This is a genomic window from Variovorax sp. Soil_C_19 (genome assembly GCF_057657255.1).
This window is the reverse complement of the sequence record NZ_JBDGIV010000004.1, coordinates 251,083-272,999: the sequence shown is the minus strand read 5'-3', so window position 1 is coordinate 272,999 and position 21,917 is coordinate 251,083. Positions and strand designations below refer to the sequence as shown.

Genomic DNA, 21,917 nt, shown 5'->3' with positions numbered 1-21,917 from the left:
ATTTTCCTTGGGTTGATTTGGCGGGACGAGTGTAGAACGAGGCGGTGAAAAAGCGACGGCGCACAGGCGCAGGCCGTCGCTTCGGGGCGTAACAGTTTTACGCGCCAGCTTTGGCGGCAGCGACCTGCGCAGCCACTTCGGCCGCGAAGTCGTCGACCTTCTTTTCGATGCCTTCGCCGACCACGTAGAGCGTGAAGCCCTTGATCGAGGTGTTGGCGGCCTTGAGCATCTGTTCGACGGTCTGCTTGTCGTTCTTCACGAAAGCCTGGTTATGCAGCGAGACTTCCTTGAGGTACTTCTGCACGCCGCCTTCGACGCGCTTCGCGACGATGTCGGCAGGCTGCGGCTTCTTGCCTTCGGCTTCGGCCGTCTTGCGGTCTTCCTCGGCCTTGCCTGCAGCCACTGCGCGCTCTTTCTCGATCAGCTCGGCGGGCACGTCTGCGGCCGAGATGGCGACCGGCTTCATGGCAGCGATGTGCATGGCCACGTCCTTGGCCGAGGCGTCGTCGCCTTCGAACTCGACCATCACGCCGATGCGCGTGCCGTGCAGGTACGAAGCCAGCTTGCCGTTGCCCGAGAAGTGCTTGAAGCGGCGGAAGCTCATGTTCTCGCCAATCTTGCCGATCAGGCCCTTGCGCACGTCTTCGAGCGTCGGGCCGAAGCCGTCCTGCTCATAGGGGAGCGCGCCGAGCGCCGCGAGATCTGCCGGATTGTTCTTCGCGACCAGCATCGCAGCGGCATTGGCCATGGCCAGGAAGCTGTCGTTCTTGGTGACGAAATCGGTCTCGCAGTTGATCTCGATCATGCCGCCCTTGTCGCCCTCGACGAATGCGGTGACCACGCCTTCGGCCGTGATGCGGCCCGACGCCTTGCCGGCCTTGTTGCCGAGCTTGATGCGCAGCAGTTCCTCGGCCTTTTCCATGTTGCCGTCGGCCTCCGTCAGGGCCTTCTTGCATTCCATCATGGGCGCATCGGTCTTTGCGCGAAGTTCGCCGACCATGCTTGCGGTGATTGCAGCCATTGTTCTATCTCCGTGTCCAAAAAATCAGATTAAAAAAAAGGGGCACCAAAGCCCCTTCTTCAGGCGCGCGAGGGCCTCGATCAGGCCGAGGCGCCCTCTTCGACTTCAACGAATTCGTCGCTGCCCTCGGCGATGGCCTTGACCACGTCGCCGGTAGCGCTGTTGCGGCCTTCGATGATCGCGTCGGCAATGCCGCGGGCGTAAAGCACCACGGCCTTGGACGAGTCGTCGTTGCCGGGAATCACGTAGTCGATGCCTTCGGGCGAGTGGTTCGAGTCGACCACGCCGATCAGCGGGATGCCGAGCTTCTTGGCTTCGGCCACGGCGATCTTGTGGAAGCCCACGTCGATCACGAAGATGGCGTCGGGCAGCGCGGTCATGTCCTGGATGCCGCCGATGTCCTTCTCGAGCTTCTCGATTTCACGCGAGAAGGTGAGCTGCTCTTTCTTGCTCAGACTGTCCAGACCGGCTTCCTGCTGGGCCTTCATGTCCTTCAGGCGCTTGATCGAGGTCTTGACCGTCTTGAAGTTGGTCAGCATGCCGCCGAGCCAGCGGGTGTCGACGAAGGGCACGCCGGCACGGCGGGCTTCGGCCGCCACGATCTCACGGGCCTGGCGCTTGGTGCCGACCATCAGGATAGTGCCGCGGTTGGCGGTGAGCTGCTTGGCGTACTTCATCGCGTCCTGGAACATCGGGAGCGACTTTTCCAGGTTGATGATGTGGATCTTGTTGCGATGGCCGAAGATGAACGGTGCCATCTTGGGGTTCCAGAAGCGGGTCTGGTGGCCGAAGTGGACACCGGCTTCCAGCATTTCGCGCATGGTGGTCGACATTGAAATTACTCCAAAGGTTGGGTCTAAAATCCAGCCCGCTTTGCTTCTCCAGCCCTCTTTGGGCGGAGCCGCAACACCTTGAATGGGCCGGTTTGCGAATGCGTCTGGCTGCTGTAGCGAAAGTCCGCCACGCGATCAGCGAAACCCAAAGAGTATAGCACGCGCCCCTTGCCGCCTTCCCCGCAACGCCGACCCACCCCCCTCCAGCCCCCATGAACGACCTTCACGCCACCCGCCTGGAACTCCTGGCCGGCGGCACCGATGCACGCACCGAATTGGAGCGTGCCATCGGCATCTCCGAATCGCCGGCCTGCCGCCACGTCTTCACCCGCACCATGTTCGACGAAGCCCGCCGGGAAATCGCCGGCGCAGCGCCGGCGAGCCGCCTTGCCGGCCTCGCCTTCACCGCAAAGGACCTGTTCGACGTCGAGGGACAGCCCACACCGGCCGGTTCGATGGTGCTTGCGCACGCGCCGGCGGCCCAGACCGACGCGGTCGCGGTGGCGCGCCTGCGGGCCGCCGGCGGGGTGCTCACGGGCCGCACCAACATGACGGAGTTTGCGTTCTCGGGGGTCGGGGTCAATCCTCACCACGGCACGCCCGCCAATGCGGCGGAAGCGGCCATGCCGCGCATTCCCGGCGGTTCATCTTCGGGCGCGGCGGTCTCGGTGGCCGCGGGCGCCGCCTTCATCGGCCTGGGCTCGGACACCGGCGGCTCGATCCGCATCCCCGCTGCACTCAATGGCATCGTGGGCTTCAAGAGCACCGCGCGCCTTGTTCCGGCCGATGGCGCGCTCCCGCTGTCGACCACCCTCGACACCGTCTGCGCCATGACGCGCTCTGTGCGTGACGCGATCCTCGCGCACGAAATCCTTTCGGCACGGCGCGTGACGCGCGGTGCCGCGCCCGTGGGTGCGTACCGGCTTGCGGTCGTGAAGAACGTGTTCTTCGACGACATCGAACCGTCGGTCGCCCGCGCCTTCGACCGTGCGTTGCACGTGTTGCGCGGCGCCGGCGCCCGCATCGAGGAAATCACGCTGCCCGAACTCGCCGACCTGCAGGGAATCAATGCCACCGGCGGTTTCTCGGCCGCCGAATCGTATGCCTGGCACCGCTTGCTGCTCGAGCGCAGCGGCGCCGGCTACGATCCGCGGGTCGCCCAGCGCATCCTCAGGGGCGCCGGCATGAAGGCGCACGAGTACATCGACCTGCTGAATGCGCGGCGGACCTGGATCGCGCGCGTCGAAGCGTCGCTTTCGGGCTTCGACGCCTTGCTGTCGCCCACGGTACCGATCACCGCGCCGAGCATCGCAAGCGTGGCGCCTGGCGCCGAGCGCGACGATGCGTTCTTCCGCGTCAATGCGCTGCTGCTGCGCAATCCGTCGATCGTCAACATGCTCGACGGATGCGCGATCTCGCTGCCCTGCCAGGCCGCGGGCGAACTGCCGGCCGGGCTGATGCTCTGGCATGCGGCGATGCACGACGACGCCGTGCTGGCGATTGCCCTTCAGGCGGAAAAGGCGCTGCAGGCACGGTAGGCTCGCCCAGTCGGGCCGACACCCGGCGCGCCATCTTTTCTTACTCCATCACTCAATGAAAATCGCGATCGTGGGCGCCGGCATCATCGGCGTCACCAGCGCCTGGGAACTGGCCTCGGACGGCCACGAAGTGGCCGTGTTCGAACGCCGCGGCGCCGCCGCCGAAGAAGGCAGCTTCGCGAATGCCGGCGTGGTCGCGCCAGGGTACGTCACACCCTGGGCTGCGCCGGGCATGCGCGCCAAGGTGCTGCGCTCGCTGCTTTCGTCGCATGGCGCCATCAAGCTGCGCTGGCCGCTCGGCACGCAAGACCTCGGCTGGATGTCGCGCTGGCAGAGGGCGTGCAAGCTCGAGACCTATCTCGCCAACCGCGCCCGCATGCAGCGCCTGGCGTTCTACAGCCGGACCCGGCTGCACGAGGTGACCGAGGCGCGCGAACTGAGCTACGAACGCAGCGACGGCTACCTGGTGCTGCTGCGCTCCAAGCGCGAGAAGAAACTCATCCAGCCAGGCCTCGAGGTGCTGCGCTCGGCCGGCAGCGTGTTTCGCGAAGTCGACGCCGACGAAGCCCGCCGCATCGAGCCCGCGCTCAACGCCGACACCGCGCTGGCCGGCGCCATCCACCTGCCCGACGACGAGGTGGCCAACTGCCGGCAGTTCGCGCTGCTGCTCAAGTGGGAGGCCGAGGCGCTCGGCGCCCAGTTCCACTTCAACTGCGACATCGCACCGTTGAGCCGCGCCGCGCCCACCGCCGTCGCACTCGCGAGCGGCTCGCCGCCGCTGCACTTCGATGCCGTGGTGGTCTGCGCCGGCCTCGCCTCGGCCACGCTGCTGCGCCCGCTCGGCCTGCGCATTCCGCTGGCGCCGGTGTACGGCCACTCCATCAGCGCGCCGATCCGCGAATCACTCAACGCGCCGCGCAGCGCGGTGATGGACGAACGCTACAAGGTCGCAATCTCGCGCCTCGGGCAGCGGGTGCGCGTGGCCGGCAGCGCCGAGATCGGCGGCTCGCTGAGCCGCATCAACCCCGCAGCGGTGCAGACGCTCTACAAGGTGCTGCACGACTGGTTCCCCGGCGCGGCCACACTGCAGTCGGGCGTGCAGCAATGGAAAGGCGCCCGCCCGATGCTGCCCGACGGTCCGCCGGTGCTCGGCGCGAGCGGCATCCCGGGCGTTTGGCTCAACCTGGGACACGGTTCGAGCGGCTGGGCACTTTCGTGCGGCAGCGCCCGCGTGGTGGCCGACCTGATCGGCGGGCGCGATGCCGGCGTCGATCTCGAAGGCCTCGGGATCGAGCGGCTGCATCTGCACGCCTGAACGACTGGACGCGCGGCGGTCGCGCAGAATCGGCCCATGCAGCGCATCACGCCAGACACTGTCGCAGACCTCTTCGACCGCGCGTCGACACGCCGGATCGAACAGCGCTGGGCCAAGGCGCTACCCGCCCACACGCTGATGCAGCGCGCCGGACTGGCCGCGGCCCGGCTGGCCATGGCGATCGCGCCGCATGCGCGGACCATCTGGATCGCCTGCGGTCCGGGCAACAACGGTGGCGACGGCTTCGAAGCCGCGATGCGGCTGCGCGAGCGCGGCTTCTCGCCGGTCGTCACCTTCGAGGGCGACGAGACCCGCCTACCGTCGGACGCCAGGGTCTCGCTTCGACGTGCGCGCGAGGCCGGCGTCGAGATCACCCCGGCACCGCCGCCTGCGCACGATCTCGCGATCGACGCCCTGCTCGGCATCGGCTCGACGCGCCCGCCCGAAGGCCACGTGGCCGAGTGGCTGCAGCGCATGCATCGAGCGGCGGCGCCTACCTTGAGCATCGATGTGCCGTCCGGCCTGGACGCGGACACCGGCGTGCTGCATCGCGCGGCCCGACAGGCGCCGGACAGCGCTGCCTCGCCGCGCCACTGCCTGAGCCTCTTGACGCTCAAGCCCGGCCTCTTCACAGCGCAGGGCCGCGACGCCTGCGGCAGCATCTGGTTCGATGACCTGGGCTGCGACAGCGTCGACGAGCCGCCGGCAGCCCGGCTCGCGGGTGCGCCCCGGATCCCTCCGCGCCTGCATGCCTCGCACAAGGGCAGCCAGGGCGACGTCGCCGTGGTCGGCGGCGCGCCCGGCATGGCGGGCGCGGCACTGCTGGCCGCCACCGCCGCCTTGCATGCCGGGGCCGGCCGCGTCTACGCCGGCTTGCTCGACCCGGATGCCGCGCCCGTCGCCGCGCTGCAGCCCGAACTGATGCTGCGCGACGCCGCCTCGCTCGATCTTTCAGCCATGGCGGTCGTCTGTGGCTGCGGCGGCGGCACCGCGGTGCGCGCCCTGCTGCCGCGCGTGCTGGCCACCGCGGCCACGCTGGTGCTCGACGCGGACGCGCTCAATGCGCTGGCGACCGACCGCAACCTGCAGGTGCAACTGTCGAGGCGGCGCCACCGTGGCCGCCCCACGGTGCTGACGCCCCATCCGCTCGAGGCAGCGCGGCTGCTCGGATGCACGGCGGGCGAAGTCCAGCGCGACCGACTCGCGGCGGCGCGTGAACTCGCTGCGCGATTCGGCGTTGTGCTGGTACTCAAGGGCTCCGGCACGATCATTGCCGAAGACGGCCCAGCGCCGGTCGTCAATCCGACCGGCAATGCGCGCCTGGCCACTGCCGGTACCGGCGACGTGCTCGCGGGAATGATCGGTGCAGCGCTGGCCTCGGGCCGGCCTGCGTTCGAGGCGGCCTGCGCGTCGGTATGGCACCACGGCCATGCGGCCGACACCTGGCCCGCCGGCGCACCCGCCTTGACGGCGGGCACACTGGCGCGCCAAAGCGTCTAGCCGCGTCCGACAAAGGGCATCTTTGTCGCCATGACGGTGTGGAACAGCACGTTGGCTTCCAGCGGCAGGTTCGCCATGTAGAGCACCGACTGCCCCACGATCTTCACGTCCATCAGCGGCTCGACCGCGAGTTCGCCGTTGGCCTGCGGCACGCCCTTGGCCATGCGCGCGGCCAGCTCCGTCATCGCGTTACCCACATCGATCTGGCCGACCGCGATGTCGTACTTCCGCCCGTCGAGCGAGGCCGTCTTGGTGAGGCCCTCGACGCCATGCTTGGTCGCCGTGTAGGCGGCCGAGTTCGGGCGGGGCGCGGTGGCCGAGATCGACCCGTTGTTGATGACGCGGCCACCGCGCGGCGTCTGCGCCTTCATGGTGCGGAACGCCTGCTGGATGCAGAAGAACATGCCGCTCAGGTTGATGTCGACCACGCCACGCCACTGCTCGGGCGTCCAGTCCTCGAAGGCGCCGGGCGGGTTGCCCACGCCCGCATTGTTGAAGAGCAGGTCCACGCGGCCGAAGCGCTCCACCGTCGCGGCGAACAGCGCCTGCACCGAATCGGCGTTGGCCACGTCGGTCGGCACCGCGAAGGCGCGCGCGCCCGCACCCGATTCCTCGGCCACCTGCTCGAGCGGCTCAAGGCGGCGCCCCGCGAGCGCCACGCTCCAGCCGTCGCCCAGCAGTGCCAGCGCCGCCGCGCGGCCGATGCCCGTGCCGGCACCCGTGACGATCGCGATGCGGCCCTTGTTGTTCTCGACGCTCATGCTCTGTGTCTCCTTTTCAGCTTTGTCTGTTCGGTAGCTCGTTGATATCGTCAGGGGCGGCGCGGCTTGCGCCCTTTCATCTTGTTCGCGGCCTTCTTGACCGCGGACTTGAACGCCTGCATGGCCGACTGCGGCTCCACCGCCGCCGCAGAGACGGCGACCCGCTCGGCGCGCGGCTCGACCGCGGCGGCTTCGGCCTTGTGGCGCGAACTGCGCTTGGACGATGCCTTGACCGGCACGCCCGCTGAACCCACACCCTTGTCCTTCATCGCGCGCGCCGTGAGGTCCTCGCCCTCGCGCACGAGGCGGAAGTCGATCTTGCGTCCATCGAGATCGACACGGCTCACCTGCACGCGCACGCGGGTGCCGATGGCGTAGCGGATGCCGGTGCGCTCGCCGCGCAGTTCCTGGCGCATCTCGTCGAACTTGAAGTACTCGCCGCCGAGCTCGGTGATGTGCACCAGCCCCTCGACATACATCGCATCGAGCGTCACGAAGATGCCGAAGGTCGTGGCCGACGTGACCACGCCGCCGTACTCCTCGCCCAGGTGCTCGCGCATGTACTTGCACTTGAGCCAGGCTTCGACGTCGCGGCTCGCTTCGTCGGCGCGGCGCTCGTTGGCGCTGCAATGCAGGCCCGCGGCTTCCCACGCGAGCACTTCCTTGGTCGGTGCGATCGTGGCCTTCTGCGGCTTGGTCGTGGGCGCCTTGACGCGTGACGCGAGGCGCTTGGCCAGCTTGGCGTGCGCTTCGCCGGGTGTCGGCAGCATCGGCAACTGGTAGCGCGCGTTGCCGAGGATGGCCTTGATCACGCGGTGCACGAGCAGGTCGGGATAGCGCCGGATCGGGCTGGTGAAGTGCGTGTAGGCCTCGTAGGCCAACCCGAAGTGGCCGCTGTTGAACGGTGTGTAGATGGCCTGCTGCATCGAGCGCAGCAGCATGGTGTGGATCTGCTGCGCGTCGGGCCGGTCCTTCGTGGCCTGGGCGATCGCCTGGAATTCGCCCGGTCTCGGGTCGTCGGTGATGCTGAGGCCGACGCCCATGGCCTTCAGGTAGCCGCGCAGGATCTCCTTCTTCTCGGTCGTCGGCCCTTCGTGCACGCGGTACAGGCCCGGGTGCTTGCCCTGGGCGATGAAGTCGGCGCTGCACACATTGGCAGCGAGCATGGCCTCTTCGATCAGGCGGTGTGCCTCGTTGCGTGTGCGTGGCACGATCTTCTCGATGCGGCCTGCGTCGTCGCAGATGATCTGCGTCTCGGTGGTCTCGAAGTCGACCGCACCGCGCTTGCTGCGCTGCTTCAGCAGGGCCTTGTAGACGTCGGCCAGGTTCAGCAGGTCCTTCACGCGGTCCTTGCGCTTGGCCGCCTCGGGGCCGCGCGTATTGCCGAGGATCGCCGCCACCTCCGTGTATGTGAAGCGCGCGTGGCTGAACATCACCGCCGGATAGAACTGGTAGGCGTAGATCTCGCCATCCGCCGCCACGAGCATGTCGCACACCATGCACAGGCGCTCGACTTCGGGGTTCAGCGAGCAGAGGCCGTTCGAGAGCTTCTCGGGCAGCATCGGAATGACGCGGCGCGGAAAGTACACGCTGGTCGCGCGGTCGTAGGCGTCGATGTCGATCGCCGAGCCGGTTTGCACATACGCACTGACATCGGCGATGGCGACCAGCAGCCGCCAGCCCTTGCCGCGACCGACCTTGGCGGGCTCGCAGTACACCGCATCGTCGAAGTCGCGTGCGTCTTCGCCGTCGATGGTGACGAGCGGCACGTCGGTCAGGTCGACGCGGCCCTTCTTGTCCGCAGGCCGCACTTTCTCGGGCAGCGCCTTGGCGTCGGCCAGACAGGCTTCGGAGAACTCGTGCGGCACGCCGTACTTGCGCACCGCGATCTCGATCTCCATGCCGGGATCGTCGATCTCGCCGAGCACCTCCTTCACGCGGCCCACGGGCTGCCCGAACAGGGCGGGCGGCTCGGTGAGCTGCACCACCACCACCTGCCCGACCTTGGCAGGCCCGGTCGCTCCCTTGGGGATCAGGACGTCCTGGCCATAGCGCTTGTCTTCGGGCGCGACGAGCCAGACGCCGCCTTCATGCAGCAGGCGGCCGATGATCGGCTGCTCGGGACGCTCGACGATCTCAACCACGCGCCCCTCGGGGCGGCCGCGGCGGTCCTGGCGCACCACGCGCGCCTTGACGCGGTCCTTGTGCAGCACCGCGCGCATCTCGTTGGGGGGTAGATAGATATCGGCTTCGCCGTCGTCGCGCTGCACGAAACCGTGACCGTCGCGATGCCCTTGAACGGTTCCTTCAAATTCGTCCAGCAGACCGCTGGAGTGGCCATTATTTTTGATATGATTCTCTCTTTCCTGAAATTCAAAACATAACTGCTTCGGCAGTTATGTGGGCCCAGATGGCGGAATTGGTAGACGCACTAGTTTCAGGTACTAGCGAGTAACATCGTGGAGGTTCGAGTCCTCTTCTGGGCACCACCCCTACCAAGCTGAAACCCCTGTGAATCGTAGATTCGCAGGGGTTTTTTCTTTGCCCTGGGAACATGATCGAGGGATGGTTTCCCTCACGAATGCCGATCAGCGCCGATGCCGGGCCGAACGACGTCAGGCTTGTGCACTCGCGCAGCCCATCGCGCCCTTCGAAAGGGCCATCCTGCGAAACGCTTGTCGACGACACGGATTCGAACAAATGGGCTGGTAAGAGTGCGGCGTTCAACCCGCGGCAGGGATCACGGACGGATCTGCGTGTTGGCCTTGAAGCCGAGACGCACCTTACCACGCGTAGACGACTGTCAACTATGTCCATCGTCCAAAGCATCCGCCAATGGGCGTGACGATCAAGCGCGACGCCGTCACGCTCTGGTTCGCTTGCCGCCACCCTGGCACCCCCTGGTTCGCAAAGCTGATTGCCGCTTTCGTCGTGGTGGATGAAAGAACGCGGTGCGAGACCGCGAAGCGTCGTCGGCGCGGTGCTGTTGGTGGCGGCCTGGGCCGCCCTTTGCGCCGGGTTGCGGCTCTGATTCGCTGCCGTGCGGTGACGGCGCATGGCCCAAGGTGTGGCGAAAGTCACACTTTCGGCTAAAAATGCGTCAAAAAGTAACGTCAAAACTACACATAAGGTTACGTTTGGTTCGAAAATCTAGCCATCAAACCAAACGGAAACTATCGTGATCGCAGCATTCACCTTGTTGATCGGCATGTTCCTCGGCGCGTTGTTCATGAGCCTTCTGGTCATCTCGCGCTCGGATGACTGAGCACTTGCCCGGCCCTGGCAGCCTGCACCCCGCCAATTGAAAAGCCCGCTCGCGCGGGCTTTTCTCTTTGAGGGCCCCGCACGCGTCAGATCGGCAGCGCGACCAGGTCGTGCCCTTCGACACCGACGATGCGTGCCCGGGTGAATTCACCGACCTTGAGCGTCTTGCTGATCTTCTCCGGCGGCAGCAGCCGCACCGTGCCGTCGATCTCCGGCGCGTCGGCGTAGCTGCGGCCAACCCCGCCCTTGCGGCCCATGGCCGGTGCCGAGTCCACGAGCACCTGCATGGTGGCGCCCACGCGCTGGCGCAGCTTGGCGATCGAGACTGCCTCGGCCACTTCCATGAAGCGCGCGCGGCGCGCCTCGCGCTCCTCGGTCGGCAACATGCCCGGAATGTCGTTGGCGGTGGCACCCTGGACCGGGCTGTAGGCAAAGCAGCCCGCCCGGTCGATCTGTGCCTCGCGAATGAAATCGAGCAGGTGTTCGAACTCCTGTTCGGTTTCGCCGGGAAATCCCGCGATGAAGGTACTGCGGATCACCAGCTGGGGGCAGACCTCCCGCCAGCGCGCGATGCGCTCGAGGTTCTTTTCGCCGCTTGCCGGCCGCTTCATGCGCCTGAGCACATCGGGATGGCTGTGCTGCAGCGGCACGTCGAGGTACGGCAACACCTGTCCGCTGGCCATCAGCGGAATGATCTCGTCGACGCTCGGGTACGGATAGACGTAGTGCAGCCGCACCCAGGCGCCGTACGGCTCGGCAATTTCGCCGAGCGTGCGCACCAGTTCGAGCATGCGTGTCTTGACCGGTTTGCCGTCCCAGAAGCCGGTGCGGTACTTGACGTCGACACCGTAGGCCGAGGTGTCCTGACTGATCACCAGCAGCTCCTTCACGCCGCCCTCGAACAGCGCCTTCGCTTCGCTGAGCACGTCGCCGACGGGCCGCGACACCAGGTCGCCGCGCATCGAAGGAATGATGCAGAAGGTGCAGCGGTGATTGCAGCCCTCGCTGATCTTCAGGTAGGCGTAGTGCCGCGGCGTGAGCTTGAGGCCCGCCACGCCGAAGCTGTTGGGCACCAGGTCGATGAACGGATCGTGGGGCTTCGGCAGGTTGGCGTGGACGGCGTCCATCACTTCCTGCGTGGCATGCGGGCCGGTCACGGCGAGCACGCTGGGATGCATCTGCCGCACCAGGTTGCCGCCTTGGTCGCCCGTCTTGGCGCCGAGGCAGCCGGTGACGATCACGCGGCCGTTCTCGGCCAGGGCCTCGCCGATCGTGTCGAGGCTCTCCCGGACCGCGTCGTCGATGAAGCCGCAGGTGTTGACGATCACCAGATCGGCGCCCTCGAAGCTCTTGGCGGTCTGGTAGCCCTCGGCGCTCAGCCGGGTCAGGATCAGTTCGGAGTCGGTAAGGGCTTTGGGGCAGCCAAGGCTCACGAAGCCGACCTTGGGGGCGGCTTTCGTGGCAGTTCGTTCGTGGGAGGCAACTTCGCTCATATTGCCCGTATTGTCCCAGCTATCGGCCGGGGCGGGGATTCAGGGGCGTTTGATGCCGAAGGCGCCCAGCACCTGCTCGGTGTTCTTCTGCATCTGCTCCTGCATCTGCAGGAAGACGTTCTTGGACTGCTCGACGTAGTTGCCCATGAGCCCCTGCAGCATTGGCGACTGCATGCTCATGAAGCGCGACCACATCTCCGGCGTCAGGCCTTCGGCCTTCTCGGCGAGTTGCGCCTGGACTTCGGTCATGGCCTGGATGTTCTTCTCGAGATAAGGGCCCATGTAGCCCTGCATCGCCTGCCCATAGAACCGGATGATGTTGGCCAGCACCTGCTCGGTGAACATCGGCGCGCCCCCCGCTTCCTCTTCGAGAATGATCTGCAGCAGGATGCTGCGCGTGAGGTCGTCGCCGGACTTGGCGTCGCGCACCACGAACTGTGCATTCTGTACCACCAACTGTTTCACCTCGGTGAGCGTGATGTAGGTGGACGTCTCGGTGTCGTAGAGCCTTCGGTTGGGGTACTTCTTGATGACACGTTGCACCGGCTTGACCCCGGACTTCTTGCTCTGCACTGCGCACTCCTCTACATGGAAGTCCATGTCATGCGAACGATTCTAGGTAGCGGTTTTGCTGCATCGCGACAAGGTTTACCCTGACCGCGCGCGGAGTGGCTCAATCGACGGTGGTCGCGTACTCGGCGCCGCATGCGTTGCAGGCGGCGGTCTCGGGACGTTCATCGCTGGCTTGCCGGAACCGCAGTGGATTCTTGTGGCCGTAGACCACCCAGCAACGCGGGCAGTGCTCGTGGCCGGCCGTCGGCAGGTAGGCGCGAGCGCGCTGTTCGGCACGCTCCTGCGTCACCGGCACGCCCTGGCGAAGTGCCCTTGCGATCTCGCGTGCGGCCATGGTCTCGGTGCGGCCGCTCGCATGGTCGTTGATACCGTAGACCGCACGCGCAAATTCCACCGGGGCCTGTTTGAGCAATGCGGCCAGACGTCGCTCGTCAGCGGCCCGATCGACGTATGTCGATCGCATTTTCATCAGATCGCTTGTCAAGAAAATCGAAAAGAAATGGCAGAACGGCCAAGGTAGCACAACAACATGGCCATGGTCTTTGTCTGCTTCAGCGGGTGGAATGCTGGAGGGAAGGAATTCTTCCCTGAATTTCCCCGAGAGCCTGAAGACTGGTCTTCTTCAGAGGGGAAACTTGGTAGGCGCGATTGGACTCGAACCAACGACCCCCACCATGTCAAGGTGGTGCTCTAACCAGCTGAGCTACGCGCCTAAGGATGTGTCCGAGAAGCCGCTATTGTAGCAGGAGAAAACACTGTTTTTCAGCGGCGGCGTGCAGATCGCACGCCGGCCACTGCCGTCACTGCCCCGAGCACCTGTGCAAGCCGGGCCGCGTCGGTGATCTCGACGGTGAACGTCATCCATGCCGTGCCCTTGACCGATTGCGTCTGCACGCCGATCACATTCATCTTCTCGCGCGCGAACACATCGGAGATGTCGCGCAGCAGGCCCTGCCGGTCCGACGCTTCCACCGCCACGTCGACGGCATACATCGGGGACTCGCCGCCCTTCGTGGCGCCCCACTCGACGTCGATCACGCGCCCGATGTCGCGCGAGGCCATCATGCGAAAGTTGCTGCAGTCGCTGCGGTGCACGCTCACGCCGTGGCCACGCGTCACGAAGCCGCTGATGGCATCGGGGGGTGCCGGCTTGCAGCACTTTGCAAGCTGCGTCATCAGCGACGAAACACCGACCACCAGCACACCGCCCTTGCCCGACTTTTCGCTGGCGCGCGGCTTCTTGAAGTGCACGCCGTCGTCGGGGTTGGGCGCAGGCTCGGGCGGACGCAGCAGCATCTCGATGTTGCGCAGCGAGAACTCGTCCTTGCCCACCACTTCGAACAGCTGGTCCGCCGACTTGAATCCGAGCTGCGACGCGAGGTCTTCGAGCCGCGTCGCGGTCTTGCCTTCGCGCTGCAGCAGCTTCTCGACCGCCTCGCGTCCGCGCGCCACGGTCTCGTGCGTGATCTGCGCATTGAACCAGGCGCGCACCTTGGCGCGCGCTCGGTGGCTGGCGAGATAGCCCAATTCGGCATTCAGCCAGTCGCGCGAAGGGCCGCCTTCCTTGGCCGCGATGATCTCGACCGTCTGGCCGTTCGACAGCGGCGTGTTGAGCGGCACCATCGCGCCGTCCACGCGCGCACCGCGGCACCGGTGCCCGAGCGAGGTGTGCACGGTGTAGGCAAAGTCGACCGCCGTAGCGCCCTGCGGCAACTCGACGATGGCCGCATCGGGCGTGAGCACGTAGATCCGGTCGTCGAAAAGCCCCTGCCCCTGCAGCCCGCCCGAGAGATCGCGCTCCCAGGCCAGCAACTGCCGCAGCACGGCGATCTTCGCGTCGTACTCGCCGCTGGCCCACACGCCCGCATAGCCCTTGTGGCCCGCTTCCTTGTAGGCCCAGTGCGCGGCGACGCCGTGCTCGGCATGGTCGTGCATTTCCTCGGTGCGGATCTGGATCTCGATCGGCTTGCCGGGCTTGCCGTCGACGAGTTCGCGCACCACGGTGTGCAGCGACTGGTAGCCGTTGGGCTTGGGCCGCGCGATGTAGTCGTCGAACTCCTCGTCGATCGGCTCGAAATGCGAATGCACCCAGGCCAGCGCGGCGTAGCAGTCCTTGACGTCGGGCACCACCACGCGCAGCGCGAGGATGTCGAACACCTGCCCAAAGTCGAGCGACTTGCCGCGCATCTTCTTGACGATGCTGTAGATGTTCTTCGGCCGGCCCTGCACGGCGGCGCGCACACCTTCGGCCTGCAGTTCGTTTTCGAGCTGCGAGCGCAGCTGCTCGACGTGGCCCTCGCGCTCGACGCGCTTCTCGTCGAGCAGGCGCGCGATCAGCTTGTAGGTCTCGGGCTCGAGAAAGCGGAACGAGAGGTCTTCGAGCTCCCACTTGACCTGCCAGATGCCGAGGCGGTTGGCGAGCGGCGCGAACACCTGCAGCGACTCGCGCGCCACGCTCTCGGGCGCCGGCCGCTTGCTGGCCGCCGCATGCCGCAGCGTCTGCAGCCGCGACGCCAGGCGCAGCATCACCACCCGCAGGTCGCGCGAGAACGCCAGCAGCATCTTGCGCACGTTCTCGGTCTGCGCGGCACCGGCGCCTTCGCCCAGGTGCTGCCCCTGCGAAGCCGAGCGCGCCTGCTCCTGCACCCGCACCAGCTTGGTGGTCTCGACGGCCAGCGCCGCGAAGTTTTCGCCGAACACCTTGGCGATCACTTCCTGCGGGCGGTTGAGGTGCGGGCAGGCATACACCAGGTAGCTCGCTGCCTGCATGGCCTCGGAGCCGCCCATCTTCGCGACGATCGCCGCCACCGCGTCGGCATGGGAGAGCGTGTTCTCGCCGGTGTCGAGGGTTTCGTCGGCGATCAGCGGCTCGGCAAATGCGCGCGCGCGCGCCAGCATGTTCGCCATCACCGGCGTGCGGTCGGCCGTGGCGGCGGACAACGGATAGTCGACCACGGCCAGCTCGGGCGTGGTGGCCGTTTGGAGGCTCGAGGACTCTCGCTTCACCTGGGACTCACTCGAACAGAAAGGAAATAACGGCGGACACCTGCGCGGCATCGACAAAGGTGGGCGCATGGCCCACGCCCTCGAACTCGACCAGCGCCGCGCGCGGTCCGCGCTGCGTCATGGCCTGCGCCGTGGCGCGCGACAGCAGATCGGAGTCGGCGCCGCGCGTCACGAGCGTGCGTGCCTCGATGGCGTCGTAGAGGCTCCACATCACGGCGCCACCATGCGCCGCAGCCTCCGGCGTGATGGCACGCAGTGCGATGGCGATGGCCGGGTCGTAGTGAAGCACGCGGGGGCCGGCCTCGCCGTCGTCGCCCGCACCATCGAGCTTCGCCTTGCCATCGGCCGTACGCCGGGACGCCGGCACCACCATGTGCCGCGAGAGCGCCAGCCACTCTTCACGCGTGTGCGGACCGAAGCTGGTAGAGATTGCCCACATCGCATCGGCGGCGGCCTCGAGGCTGTCATAACGGCCGCCCTGCCCCACGTAGGCCGCGATGCGCTGGAGTGCGGCGGCTTCGATCGTCGGGCCGACGTCGTTCACCACGAAGCGGCGTATCGGCCGCACGAGCGGCAGCTCGCGATGGCCTGCGAGCACGAAGCCGATCAGCCCACCCATGCTGGTGCCGACGTAGTCGAGCGTCTCGACCGGCTGTTCGCGGTGCAGCTGCGCGACCAGCGCGAGCATGTCGGCCGCATACACCGGCACCTGGTAGAGCGCGGGATCGCGCAGCCAGTCGCTGCGGCCGCGGCCAGCAACGTCGGGGCAGACCACGCGCACATCGCCGCCGGCCTGCGCCACGATGGCCCGGGCCAGCACGTCGAAGTCGCGCCCCTGCCGCGTCAGGCCATGCACGCAGACCACCACGCGCGGACTGCGCGCGTCGCCCCACTGCCAATAAGCCATGCGATGGCCGCCCTGGGCGTCATCGCACGCCACGTCACGAAGCGTCGGGTCGGTCATGAAAACGAAATCGTTCTGGTGCGGATAATGGTCTCGTCGCATCCTAATTCATCCGGAGATCCATCTTTATGCTTAAAGGCAAAACCGCGCTTGTCACGGGGTCCACCAGCGGGATCGGCCTCGCCATCGCGAAGACGCTGGCCCAGCAAGGCGCCCAGATCGTGCTCAACGGCTTCGGCGATTTCCTGGCGCCGAAGGCCCAGGTCGAAGCGCTCGGCGTGCGCGCCGAATACCACGGCGCCGACATGAGCAAGCCCGCCGAGATCGAGGACATGATGAAGTTCGCCGCCTCGGCATTCGGGCGTATCGACATCCTCGTCAACAACGCCGGCATCCAGCATGTCGCGAAAGTGGAAGACTTCCCGCCCGAGCGCTGGGACGCGATCATCGCGATCAATCTCACCAGCGCGTTCCACACGACGCGGCTCGCGGTGCCTGCGATGCGTGAAGCCAATTGGGGACGCATCATCAATGTCGCGTCGGCCCATGGGCTCGTCGCCTCGGCCCAGAAGTCGGCCTACGTCGCGGCCAAGCACGGCATCGTGGGGCTCACCAAGTCGGTGGCGCTCGAGACCGCCACCACCGGCATCACCTGCAATGCCATCTGTCCCGGCTGGGTGCTGACCGCGTTGGTGCAAAAGCAGATCGACGATCGCGCGGAACGCGAAGGCATGACGGTGGAACAGGCCAAGAACGAACTGCTCGGCGAGAAGCAACCTTCGCTGCAGTTCACCACCGTCGAGCAGCTCGGCGGCCTCGCGGCGTTCCTGTGCTCGCCGGCGGCCGACCAGGTGCGCGGCGTCGCCTGGCAGATGGACGGCGGCTGGACCGCCCAATAGCGGGCGACCAACGGGCGACCGGTCGCAGGCTACTTGAGTTGCACCGAGCCCGAGACGTTCACGATCACGCTGGTCTTGCCCGCTTCGACCGGCACCGGCGCATCGGCGTAGGACTTGGCAGCGGCGGCGGCCATCATGCGCGGGCGAATCGGGCCGCTGTCGTTCGCGTTCACCGATACCTCGCGCAGCGTATAGCCACTGAAGCCAAAACCCTTGGCGAGCTCGGTCGCCTTCTGCTTGAAGTTGTCGATCGCGATCGTCTGGGCCTCGGTCTCGCTCTTGGCGCGCTGCTCCCGGCTCAGCGCGAAGCCCACATTGCCGACGTTGAGCGTCGTGATTCGGCCCGCCGTCTGCGTGATGCGCGGGAAATCGCGGCCCTCGAGCACCATTTCGGCCGTGCCCTGCCAGCCATTGATCTTGCCCTCGCGCGTGTAGCGCGGCGAGAGGCTGAAGTTGCCGGTGCGCACGTCGAGCTGGCCGGGCTGGACGTTCTTCTTCGCTTCCGCCAGCGCGGCATCGACGGCCGTCTTGAGCTGCGACTGGACCGTTGCGGCATCGGCGGCGTCTCGCGTGGTGGTGAGCGTCATGCTCAGCAGATCCTGCTGCACTTCGACGGTACCCGTGGCCGTGAGCTGCAGCACGTTCTGCGGCGGCGCGGCCAGGTTCTGTGCCGTGGCGCTTCCGGCGGCTGCGACCAGTGCAATGACGGCCACGACGGATGTGAGTTTGTTCAAGGCAAGATGCTCCCTGCGATAGGTTGTTGGATGAAGATCACCGGCGGCCGCGCCGCTTCAGCGGCGCTGGCTGCGGGGCAAGGTCAAGGCGCGGGCGGCGGACATCGGCGGTTCCGGTGCGAGCCGCTCGGCCGCCTGCGATTCGGCCGAATGCATGGGCGCCGGGGTGCCCGGCGGGATCCATTGTGCCCGCACCTGCTGGCGCAACTCCTGGAGCTCGGCCGCCGTCAGCCGCCTGCCGGCCGCGGCTTCCTCACGCCGGATCTCGTCGCGCTGCGCGGCGCGGTGGGCGGCCACTGCCTCGCGCACCTCGCTGCGACGCGAATCGCCCACCCGGAGAAACTCACCCCCGCCGGCAACGGCCCAGGCAGGACAGCAAGTACATGCAACGACGATCGGCAGCGCGGGAATAAAGGTTCTCATTGAGCAAAGATCAGCAGACAGACCGACTTTGCCACTGCTGAGCTAACGTCGGATGACTAGACAGCGAGCGTCCGCAAGTTTTGTAACTTAGTGTCAAACCATAAGTAAAACCGGCTCAACCGGTCCCCAACGCCTTCAGAATCGGCGCTGTTACAAATTCATCGTTGTAGAAATGACTCAAGTTCCCGCTCGCACCGACAAGATCGTGATCGTCGACGACGACGCCCGCATCCGTGATCTGCTCCGCCGCTACCTGACCCAGGAAGGCTTCGAAGTGATCGTGGCCGAGGACGGCAAGGCGCTCAACCGCATCCTGTTGCGCGACACGGTCGACCTGATCGTGCTTGACCTGATGATGCCCGGCGAGGACGGCCTGTCCGTCTGCCGCCGCCTGCGCGCCGCCAACGATCGCACGCCGATCATCATGCTCACCGCCAAGGGCGAAGACGTCGACCGCATCGTCGGCCTCGAGGTCGGCGCCGACGACTACCTGGGCAAGCCGTTCAACCCGCGCGAGCTGCTGGCGCGCGTGCATGCGGTGCTGCGCCGCCGTCCGCCGCTCGAGGCGCCCGGAGCCCCGTCGACCGAGAACGAGACCGTGACCTTCGGGCCCTTCACCTTCGACCTCGGCTCGCGCACGCTCAAGAAGGACGGCGAGGAACTCTCGCTGACCACCGGCGAGTTTGCGATGCTGAAGGCACTGGTGCGCCATCCGCGCCAGCCGCTGTCGCGCGAGAAGCTGGCCCAGCTCGCGCGCGGCCGCGAGTTCGAGCCCTTCGACCGCAGCCTCGACGTGCAGATCTCGCGCCTGCGCAAGCTGGTCGAGGCCGATGCCGCGGCACCGCGCTACATCCAGACCGTGTGGGGCGTGGGCTACGTGTTCGTGCCGGACGGCACCGCCTGACCAAAACGAGGTGGTGGCCATCGGCCTGCAATCGGAAAGACACGACCCAGCCCAGGAAGACGGCGCCCAGGTCACGATGCCGAGCCCGCTCGAGGGCAGCGGGCAGCGTGGGCGCCGCCGGGGGCTGAAGCTCGGCTTCAGCCTTTTCTGGCGCACCTTCTTCCTGCTCGCGCTGCTGCTGATCGGCTGCACCGTGGCCTGGCTGCAGACTTTCCGTTCCCTCGAATACGAACCGCGCGCCATCCAGACCGCGCACCAGATCGCTTCGCTCGTGAACCTCACGCGCGCGGCGCTGGTGTACTCGGACGCGATCACGCGCGTGTCGCTGATCAAGACGCTGGCCGACCAGGAAGGCGTGCGCATCCTGCCGCGCGAACCCAACGACCGCTTCCAGCCCTACACCAGCGGCGCGCTCGACCAGCGCGTGACCGAAGAGCTCATGGAGCGGCTCGGCGACGGCACCACCGTGGCGAGCCGCGTCAACGACGAGGCCGGCCTGTGGATCGGCTTCACGATCGAGAGCGATGCCTATTGGCTGCTGCTCGACCCGACGCGCTTCAGCCGCGTGGGCGGCCGCACCTGGCTGGTGTGGCTCAGCACGGCCATGGCGCTGTCGCTGGCCGGCGCGGCGCTGATCACGCGCCTGATCAACCTGCCGCTCAAGCAGCTGTCGCGCGCCACCCTGCAGGTGCGCGAGGGCGAATACGAAGCCCATCGCCTCGACGAGAGCGCGCGCACCAACGAGATCCGCGCGGTCAACATCGGCTTCAACCGCATGGCCGACCAGCTCGCCAAGATCGAGCAGGACCGCGCCATCATGCTGGCCGGCATCTCGCACGACCTGCGCACGCCGCTCGCGCGGCTGCGTCTCGAGACCGAGATGAGCGTGCAGGACGAGGACGCGCGCGACCACATGGCCGCCGACATCGCGCAGCTCGACGCGATCATCGACAAGTTCCTCGACTACGCGCGCCCCGACCACGTGGTGCCGCGACCGGTGCTGCTGCGCGACGTGGTCGACGCCTGCACCTACGCCGTGCAGGACTACGAGGAGATGAACATCCGCGTCGACGTGGCGCCCGATCTGCGCGTGCTCGGCGACGAGGTCGAGCTCACGCGGGTGATCTCCAACCTGGTGGAGAACGCGCGGCGCTACGGCAAGACGCCCTCCACCGGCGTGGCCGACGTGGTCATCCAGGCGCAGGCCAACAACGATGCGGTGCTGATCAAGGTGCGCGACCATGGGGCCGGCGTCGATCCGGTGCTGCTGACCCAACTGACCAAGCCCTTCTTCCGTGGCGATGTGGCACGCACATCGGCCGCGGGCGCCGGTCTCGGGCTGTCCATCGTGGCAAAGAACATCGAGCGCATGGGCGGCACCTTCGCGCTCACTAGCACGCCGGGCCGCGGCCTGGCGGCGCACATCCGCATGCCGCGCGCGATGCCGGACGCGTAGGCGTCGGCGGCCCCGATGCTCAGCGGGCGCGGTGCAACAGCACCACCGCGCGCGCCTCCATCGCGCGGCCCTCGCCGACGGGCCCCAGCTTCTCGGCCGTCTTGGCCTTCACGTTGACCTGGCCGGGCACGAGCCCCAGCACCTGGGCAATGCGCTGGCACATGGCGCCGATATGCGGCGCGAGCTTGGGGGCCTGCGCGATCACGGTACTGTCGACGTTGCCGATCTCCCAGCCCTCGGCCCGCACCCGGCGCGCCGCCTCGGCGAGCAGCACGGCCGAATCCGCGCCGCGGAACTGCGCGTCGGTGTCGGGAAAATGCCGCCCGATGTCGCCCAGGCCCGCCGCGCCGAGCAGCGCATCGGTGATCGCGTGCAGCAGCACGTCGGCGTCCGAATGGCCCAGGAGCCCGGTGGTGTGCGGCACCTCGATGCCGCCCAGGATCAGCTTGCGCCCGGACACGAGCTGGTGCACGTCCCAGCCCTCGCCCACGCGGATGTCGAACGGTGCCGTCATGCCACGCCCTTCTTGCGCCCGAGCAGCACCGCTTCGGCGAGCGCGAAGTCTTCCGGAAAGGTGACCTTGAAGTTCTGCGCGCTGCCCGGCACCAGCAGCGGCGCGAGCCCGAGCGCCTCGATCGCGCCGGCTTCGTCGGTCACCGCGTCGCCGGCACGCTCGAGCGCATCGAGCAGCATGCCGATGCGAAACATCTGCGGCGTCTGGGCCAGCCATTTGTCGGCCCGCGGCAGGGTCTGCGACACCCGGCTGTCGGGCGACGACACCTTCAGCGTGTCGGCCAGCCGCTGCGCCAGCAGCCCGCCCACCGCGTCGTGCTCGCAGGCGGCGATCAGCGCCTCGACCTGGCTCGACGTGACGAGGCAGCGCGCCGCGTCATGCACCAGCACCCAGTCGTGCGCGCCGGCGCCCTTCTGCCGCAACGCCACCAGGCCGTTGCGCACCGTGGCCGCGCGCGTCACGCCCCCGACCTGCAACAGGTATTCGCCTTCGGCCGGAAAGCGCGGCAGCGCTGCCTGCAGGTCGCGGTCGTCCGGCGACACGACCACCGCCAGTCCCGCGAAGCGGCCCGCGAGCGCGCGAAAGGCCGCCACGGTATGGGCCACCATCGATGCCCCCGCAATCCGCTGGTATTGCTTGGGCTCGGCGCCGCCCGCGCGGTGGCCGGTGCCGGCGCAGGGAATCAACACGAAAAATCGGGACGACGAAGACATGGGGGCGGAACGCCAGCGGGTGCCGGCAAGCGGACAAGGGGCCGCCATTCTAGAATTGGCGGCTTC

19 protein-coding genes and 2 tRNA genes are annotated in these 21,917 nt (G+C 67.2%); 7 read left to right on the top strand and 14 right to left on the bottom strand.

Features of this window, described 5'->3' with window-relative positions:
• Positions 1 to 97 precede the first annotated feature (97 nt).
• Entirely contained in the window at positions 98 to 1,021 is a 924-nt protein-coding gene (gene tsf / locus AC3A6R_RS11050; protein ID WP_487859319.1) for a translation elongation factor Ts, read from the bottom strand.
• Positions 1,022 to 1,101: 80 nt separating this feature from the next.
• Positions 1,102 to 1,854, bottom strand: a complete 753-nt coding sequence (gene rpsB, locus AC3A6R_RS11045; protein ID WP_487859320.1) for a 30S ribosomal protein S2 — start codon at positions 1,852 to 1,854, stop codon at positions 1,102 to 1,104.
• 212 nt (positions 1,855 to 2,066) lie between these two features.
• On the opposite strand from rpsB, the gene AC3A6R_RS11040 reads away from it, so the two are divergent.
• The 3 genes from AC3A6R_RS11040 to AC3A6R_RS11030 are packed head-to-tail and all read left to right on the top strand — an operon-like array spanning position 2,067 to position 6,207.
• Positions 2,067 to 3,392, top strand: a complete 1,326-nt coding sequence (locus AC3A6R_RS11040; protein WP_487859321.1) for an amidase — start codon at positions 2,067 to 2,069, stop codon at positions 3,390 to 3,392.
• Positions 3,393 to 3,447: 55 nt separating this feature from the next.
• The gene (locus AC3A6R_RS11035) at positions 3,448 to 4,707 is read left to right on the top strand and encodes a D-amino acid dehydrogenase (protein WP_487859322.1); all 1,260 of its coding nucleotides are present in this window, start codon (positions 3,448 to 3,450) and stop codon (positions 4,705 to 4,707) included.
• A 36-nt stretch (positions 4,708 to 4,743) separates the two neighbouring features.
• Positions 4,744 to 6,207 (top strand): NAD(P)H-hydrate dehydratase, encoded by a 1,464-nt coding sequence (locus tag AC3A6R_RS11030; protein WP_487859323.1) that lies wholly within the window; start codon positions 4,744 to 4,746, stop codon positions 6,205 to 6,207.
• On the opposite strand, the gene AC3A6R_RS11025 is transcribed toward AC3A6R_RS11030, so the two are convergent.
• Positions 6,204 to 6,968 (bottom strand): SDR family oxidoreductase, encoded by a 765-nt coding sequence (locus AC3A6R_RS11025; protein ID WP_487859324.1) that lies wholly within the window; start codon positions 6,966 to 6,968, stop codon positions 6,204 to 6,206. The genes AC3A6R_RS11030 and AC3A6R_RS11025 overlap by 4 nt on opposite strands.
• A 50-nt stretch (positions 6,969 to 7,018) precedes the next feature.
• The gene (gene rnr, locus AC3A6R_RS11020; protein WP_487859359.1) at positions 7,019 to 9,292 is read right to left on the bottom strand and encodes a ribonuclease R; all 2,274 of its coding nucleotides are present in this window, start codon (positions 9,290 to 9,292) and stop codon (positions 7,019 to 7,021) included.
• 80 nt (positions 9,293 to 9,372) lie between these two features.
• Here rnr and AC3A6R_RS11015 point away from each other — a divergent pair.
• Positions 9,373 to 9,457: transfer RNA gene (locus AC3A6R_RS11015), tRNA-Leu, on the top strand.
• Between the two features lie 861 nt (positions 9,458 to 10,318).
• Here AC3A6R_RS11015 and rimO read toward each other — a convergent pair.
• The 6 genes from rimO to AC3A6R_RS10985 all read right to left on the bottom strand — a co-directional run bounded on the left by rimO (position 10,319) and on the right by AC3A6R_RS10985 (position 16,268).
• Entirely contained in the window at positions 10,319 to 11,725 is a 1,407-nt protein-coding gene (gene rimO, locus AC3A6R_RS11010) for a 30S ribosomal protein S12 methylthiotransferase RimO (protein ID WP_487859325.1), read from the bottom strand.
• Between the two features lie 39 nt (positions 11,726 to 11,764).
• A complete protein-coding gene (phaR, locus tag AC3A6R_RS11005) occupies positions 11,765 to 12,325 on the bottom strand; it encodes a polyhydroxyalkanoate synthesis repressor PhaR (protein ID WP_487859326.1) in 561 nt (186 codons plus the stop codon).
• Between the two features lie 73 nt (positions 12,326 to 12,398).
• Positions 12,399 to 12,761 carry a hypothetical protein gene (locus tag AC3A6R_RS11000; protein ID WP_487859327.1) on the bottom strand — a complete coding sequence of 121 codons (363 nt, stop codon included), beginning with the start codon at positions 12,759 to 12,761 and terminating at the stop codon, positions 12,399 to 12,401.
• 173 nt (positions 12,762 to 12,934) lie between these two features.
• Positions 12,935 to 13,011, bottom strand: a tRNA-Val gene (locus AC3A6R_RS10995).
• Positions 13,012 to 13,060: 49 nt separating this feature from the next.
• Positions 13,061 to 15,205 (bottom strand): RelA/SpoT family protein, encoded by a 2,145-nt coding sequence (locus tag AC3A6R_RS10990; RefSeq protein WP_487862663.1) that lies wholly within the window; start codon positions 15,203 to 15,205, stop codon positions 13,061 to 13,063.
• Positions 15,206 to 15,311: 106 nt separating this feature from the next.
• Positions 15,312 to 16,268, bottom strand: a complete 957-nt coding sequence (locus AC3A6R_RS10985) for an alpha/beta fold hydrolase (RefSeq protein WP_487864409.1) — start codon at positions 16,266 to 16,268, stop codon at positions 15,312 to 15,314.
• Between the two features lie 68 nt (positions 16,269 to 16,336).
• Between AC3A6R_RS10985 and AC3A6R_RS10980 the strand changes: the two genes are divergently transcribed.
• Positions 16,337 to 17,107, top strand: coding sequence for a 3-hydroxybutyrate dehydrogenase (locus AC3A6R_RS10980; protein ID WP_487862630.1), 771 nt, complete (start codon positions 16,337 to 16,339; stop codon positions 17,105 to 17,107).
• Positions 17,108 to 17,136: 29 nt separating this feature from the next.
• Here AC3A6R_RS10980 and AC3A6R_RS10975 read toward each other — a convergent pair whose 3' ends face one another.
• Together AC3A6R_RS10975 and AC3A6R_RS10970 are read right to left on the bottom strand one after the other, a co-directional pair.
• Entirely contained in the window at positions 17,137 to 17,841 is a 705-nt protein-coding gene (locus AC3A6R_RS10975; protein ID WP_487862629.1) for an SIMPL domain-containing protein, read from the bottom strand.
• Positions 17,842 to 17,898: 57 nt separating this feature from the next.
• Positions 17,899 to 18,174, bottom strand: coding sequence for a hypothetical protein (locus tag AC3A6R_RS10970; protein ID WP_487864408.1), 276 nt, complete (start codon positions 18,172 to 18,174; stop codon positions 17,899 to 17,901).
• A 262-nt stretch (positions 18,175 to 18,436) separates the two neighbouring features.
• On the opposite strand from AC3A6R_RS10970, the gene ompR reads away from it, so the two are divergent.
• Together ompR and AC3A6R_RS10960 are read left to right on the top strand one after the other, a co-directional pair.
• Complete coding sequence (gene ompR / locus AC3A6R_RS10965) at positions 18,437 to 19,168, top strand: osmolarity response regulator transcription factor OmpR (RefSeq protein ID WP_487862627.1); 732 nt, start codon at positions 18,437 to 18,439, stop codon at positions 19,166 to 19,168.
• Between the two features lie 76 nt (positions 19,169 to 19,244).
• On the top strand, positions 19,245 to 20,624 hold the full coding sequence (locus AC3A6R_RS10960) for a sensor histidine kinase (RefSeq protein ID WP_487862662.1): 1,380 nt from the start codon (positions 19,245 to 19,247) through the stop codon (positions 20,622 to 20,624).
• A gap of 19 nt (positions 20,625 to 20,643) precedes the next feature.
• Here AC3A6R_RS10960 and ispF read toward each other — a convergent pair whose 3' ends face one another.
• Positions 20,644 to 21,138 (bottom strand): 2-C-methyl-D-erythritol 2,4-cyclodiphosphate synthase, encoded by a 495-nt coding sequence (ispF, locus tag AC3A6R_RS10955; RefSeq protein WP_487862626.1) that lies wholly within the window; start codon positions 21,136 to 21,138, stop codon positions 20,644 to 20,646.
• Positions 21,135 to 21,899 (bottom strand): 2-C-methyl-D-erythritol 4-phosphate cytidylyltransferase, encoded by a 765-nt coding sequence (ispD, locus tag AC3A6R_RS10950; protein ID WP_487864407.1) that lies wholly within the window; start codon positions 21,897 to 21,899, stop codon positions 21,135 to 21,137. Before ispD ends, ispF begins: the two co-directional genes overlap by 4 nt.
• Positions 21,900 to 21,917 lie beyond the last annotated feature (18 nt).

Bases quoted from the DNA above. Each gene is read 5' to 3' on its own strand.
- tsf (WP_487859319.1), bottom strand. From the start codon at position 1,021: ATGGCTGCAATCACCGCAAGCATGGTCGGCGAACTTCGCGCAAAGACC.
- rpsB (WP_487859320.1), bottom strand. From the start codon at position 1,854: ATGTCGACCACCATGCGCGAAATGCTGGAAGCCGGTGTCCACTTCGGC.
- AC3A6R_RS11040 (WP_487859321.1), top strand. From the start codon at position 2,067: ATGAACGACCTTCACGCCACCCGCCTGGAACTCCTGGCCGGCGGCACC.
- AC3A6R_RS11035 (WP_487859322.1), top strand. From the start codon at position 3,448: ATGAAAATCGCGATCGTGGGCGCCGGCATCATCGGCGTCACCAGCGCC.
- AC3A6R_RS11030 (WP_487859323.1), top strand. From the start codon at position 4,744: ATGCAGCGCATCACGCCAGACACTGTCGCAGACCTCTTCGACCGCGCG.
- AC3A6R_RS11025 (WP_487859324.1), bottom strand. From the start codon at position 6,968: ATGAGCGTCGAGAACAACAAGGGCCGCATCGCGATCGTCACGGGTGCC.
- rimO (WP_487859325.1), bottom strand. From the start codon at position 11,725: ATGAGCGAAGTTGCCTCCCACGAACGAACTGCCACGAAAGCCGCCCCC.
- phaR (WP_487859326.1), bottom strand. From the start codon at position 12,325: ATGGACTTCCATGTAGAGGAGTGCGCAGTGCAGAGCAAGAAGTCCGGG.
- AC3A6R_RS11000 (WP_487859327.1), bottom strand. From the start codon at position 12,761: ATGCGATCGACATACGTCGATCGGGCCGCTGACGAGCGACGTCTGGCC.
- AC3A6R_RS10990 (WP_487862663.1), bottom strand. From the start codon at position 15,205: ATGGCGAACATGCTGGCGCGCGCGCGCGCATTTGCCGAGCCGCTGATC.
- AC3A6R_RS10985 (WP_487864409.1), bottom strand. From the start codon at position 16,268: ATGACCGACCCGACGCTTCGTGACGTGGCGTGCGATGACGCCCAGGGC.
- AC3A6R_RS10980 (WP_487862630.1), top strand. From the start codon at position 16,337: ATGCTTAAAGGCAAAACCGCGCTTGTCACGGGGTCCACCAGCGGGATC.
- ompR (WP_487862627.1), top strand. From the start codon at position 18,437: ATGACTCAAGTTCCCGCTCGCACCGACAAGATCGTGATCGTCGACGAC.
- AC3A6R_RS10960 (WP_487862662.1), top strand. From the start codon at position 19,245: ATGCCGAGCCCGCTCGAGGGCAGCGGGCAGCGTGGGCGCCGCCGGGGG.
- ispF (WP_487862626.1), bottom strand. From the start codon at position 21,138: ATGACGGCACCGTTCGACATCCGCGTGGGCGAGGGCTGGGACGTGCAC.
- ispD (WP_487864407.1), bottom strand. From the start codon at position 21,899: ATGGCGGCCCCTTGTCCGCTTGCCGGCACCCGCTGGCGTTCCGCCCCC.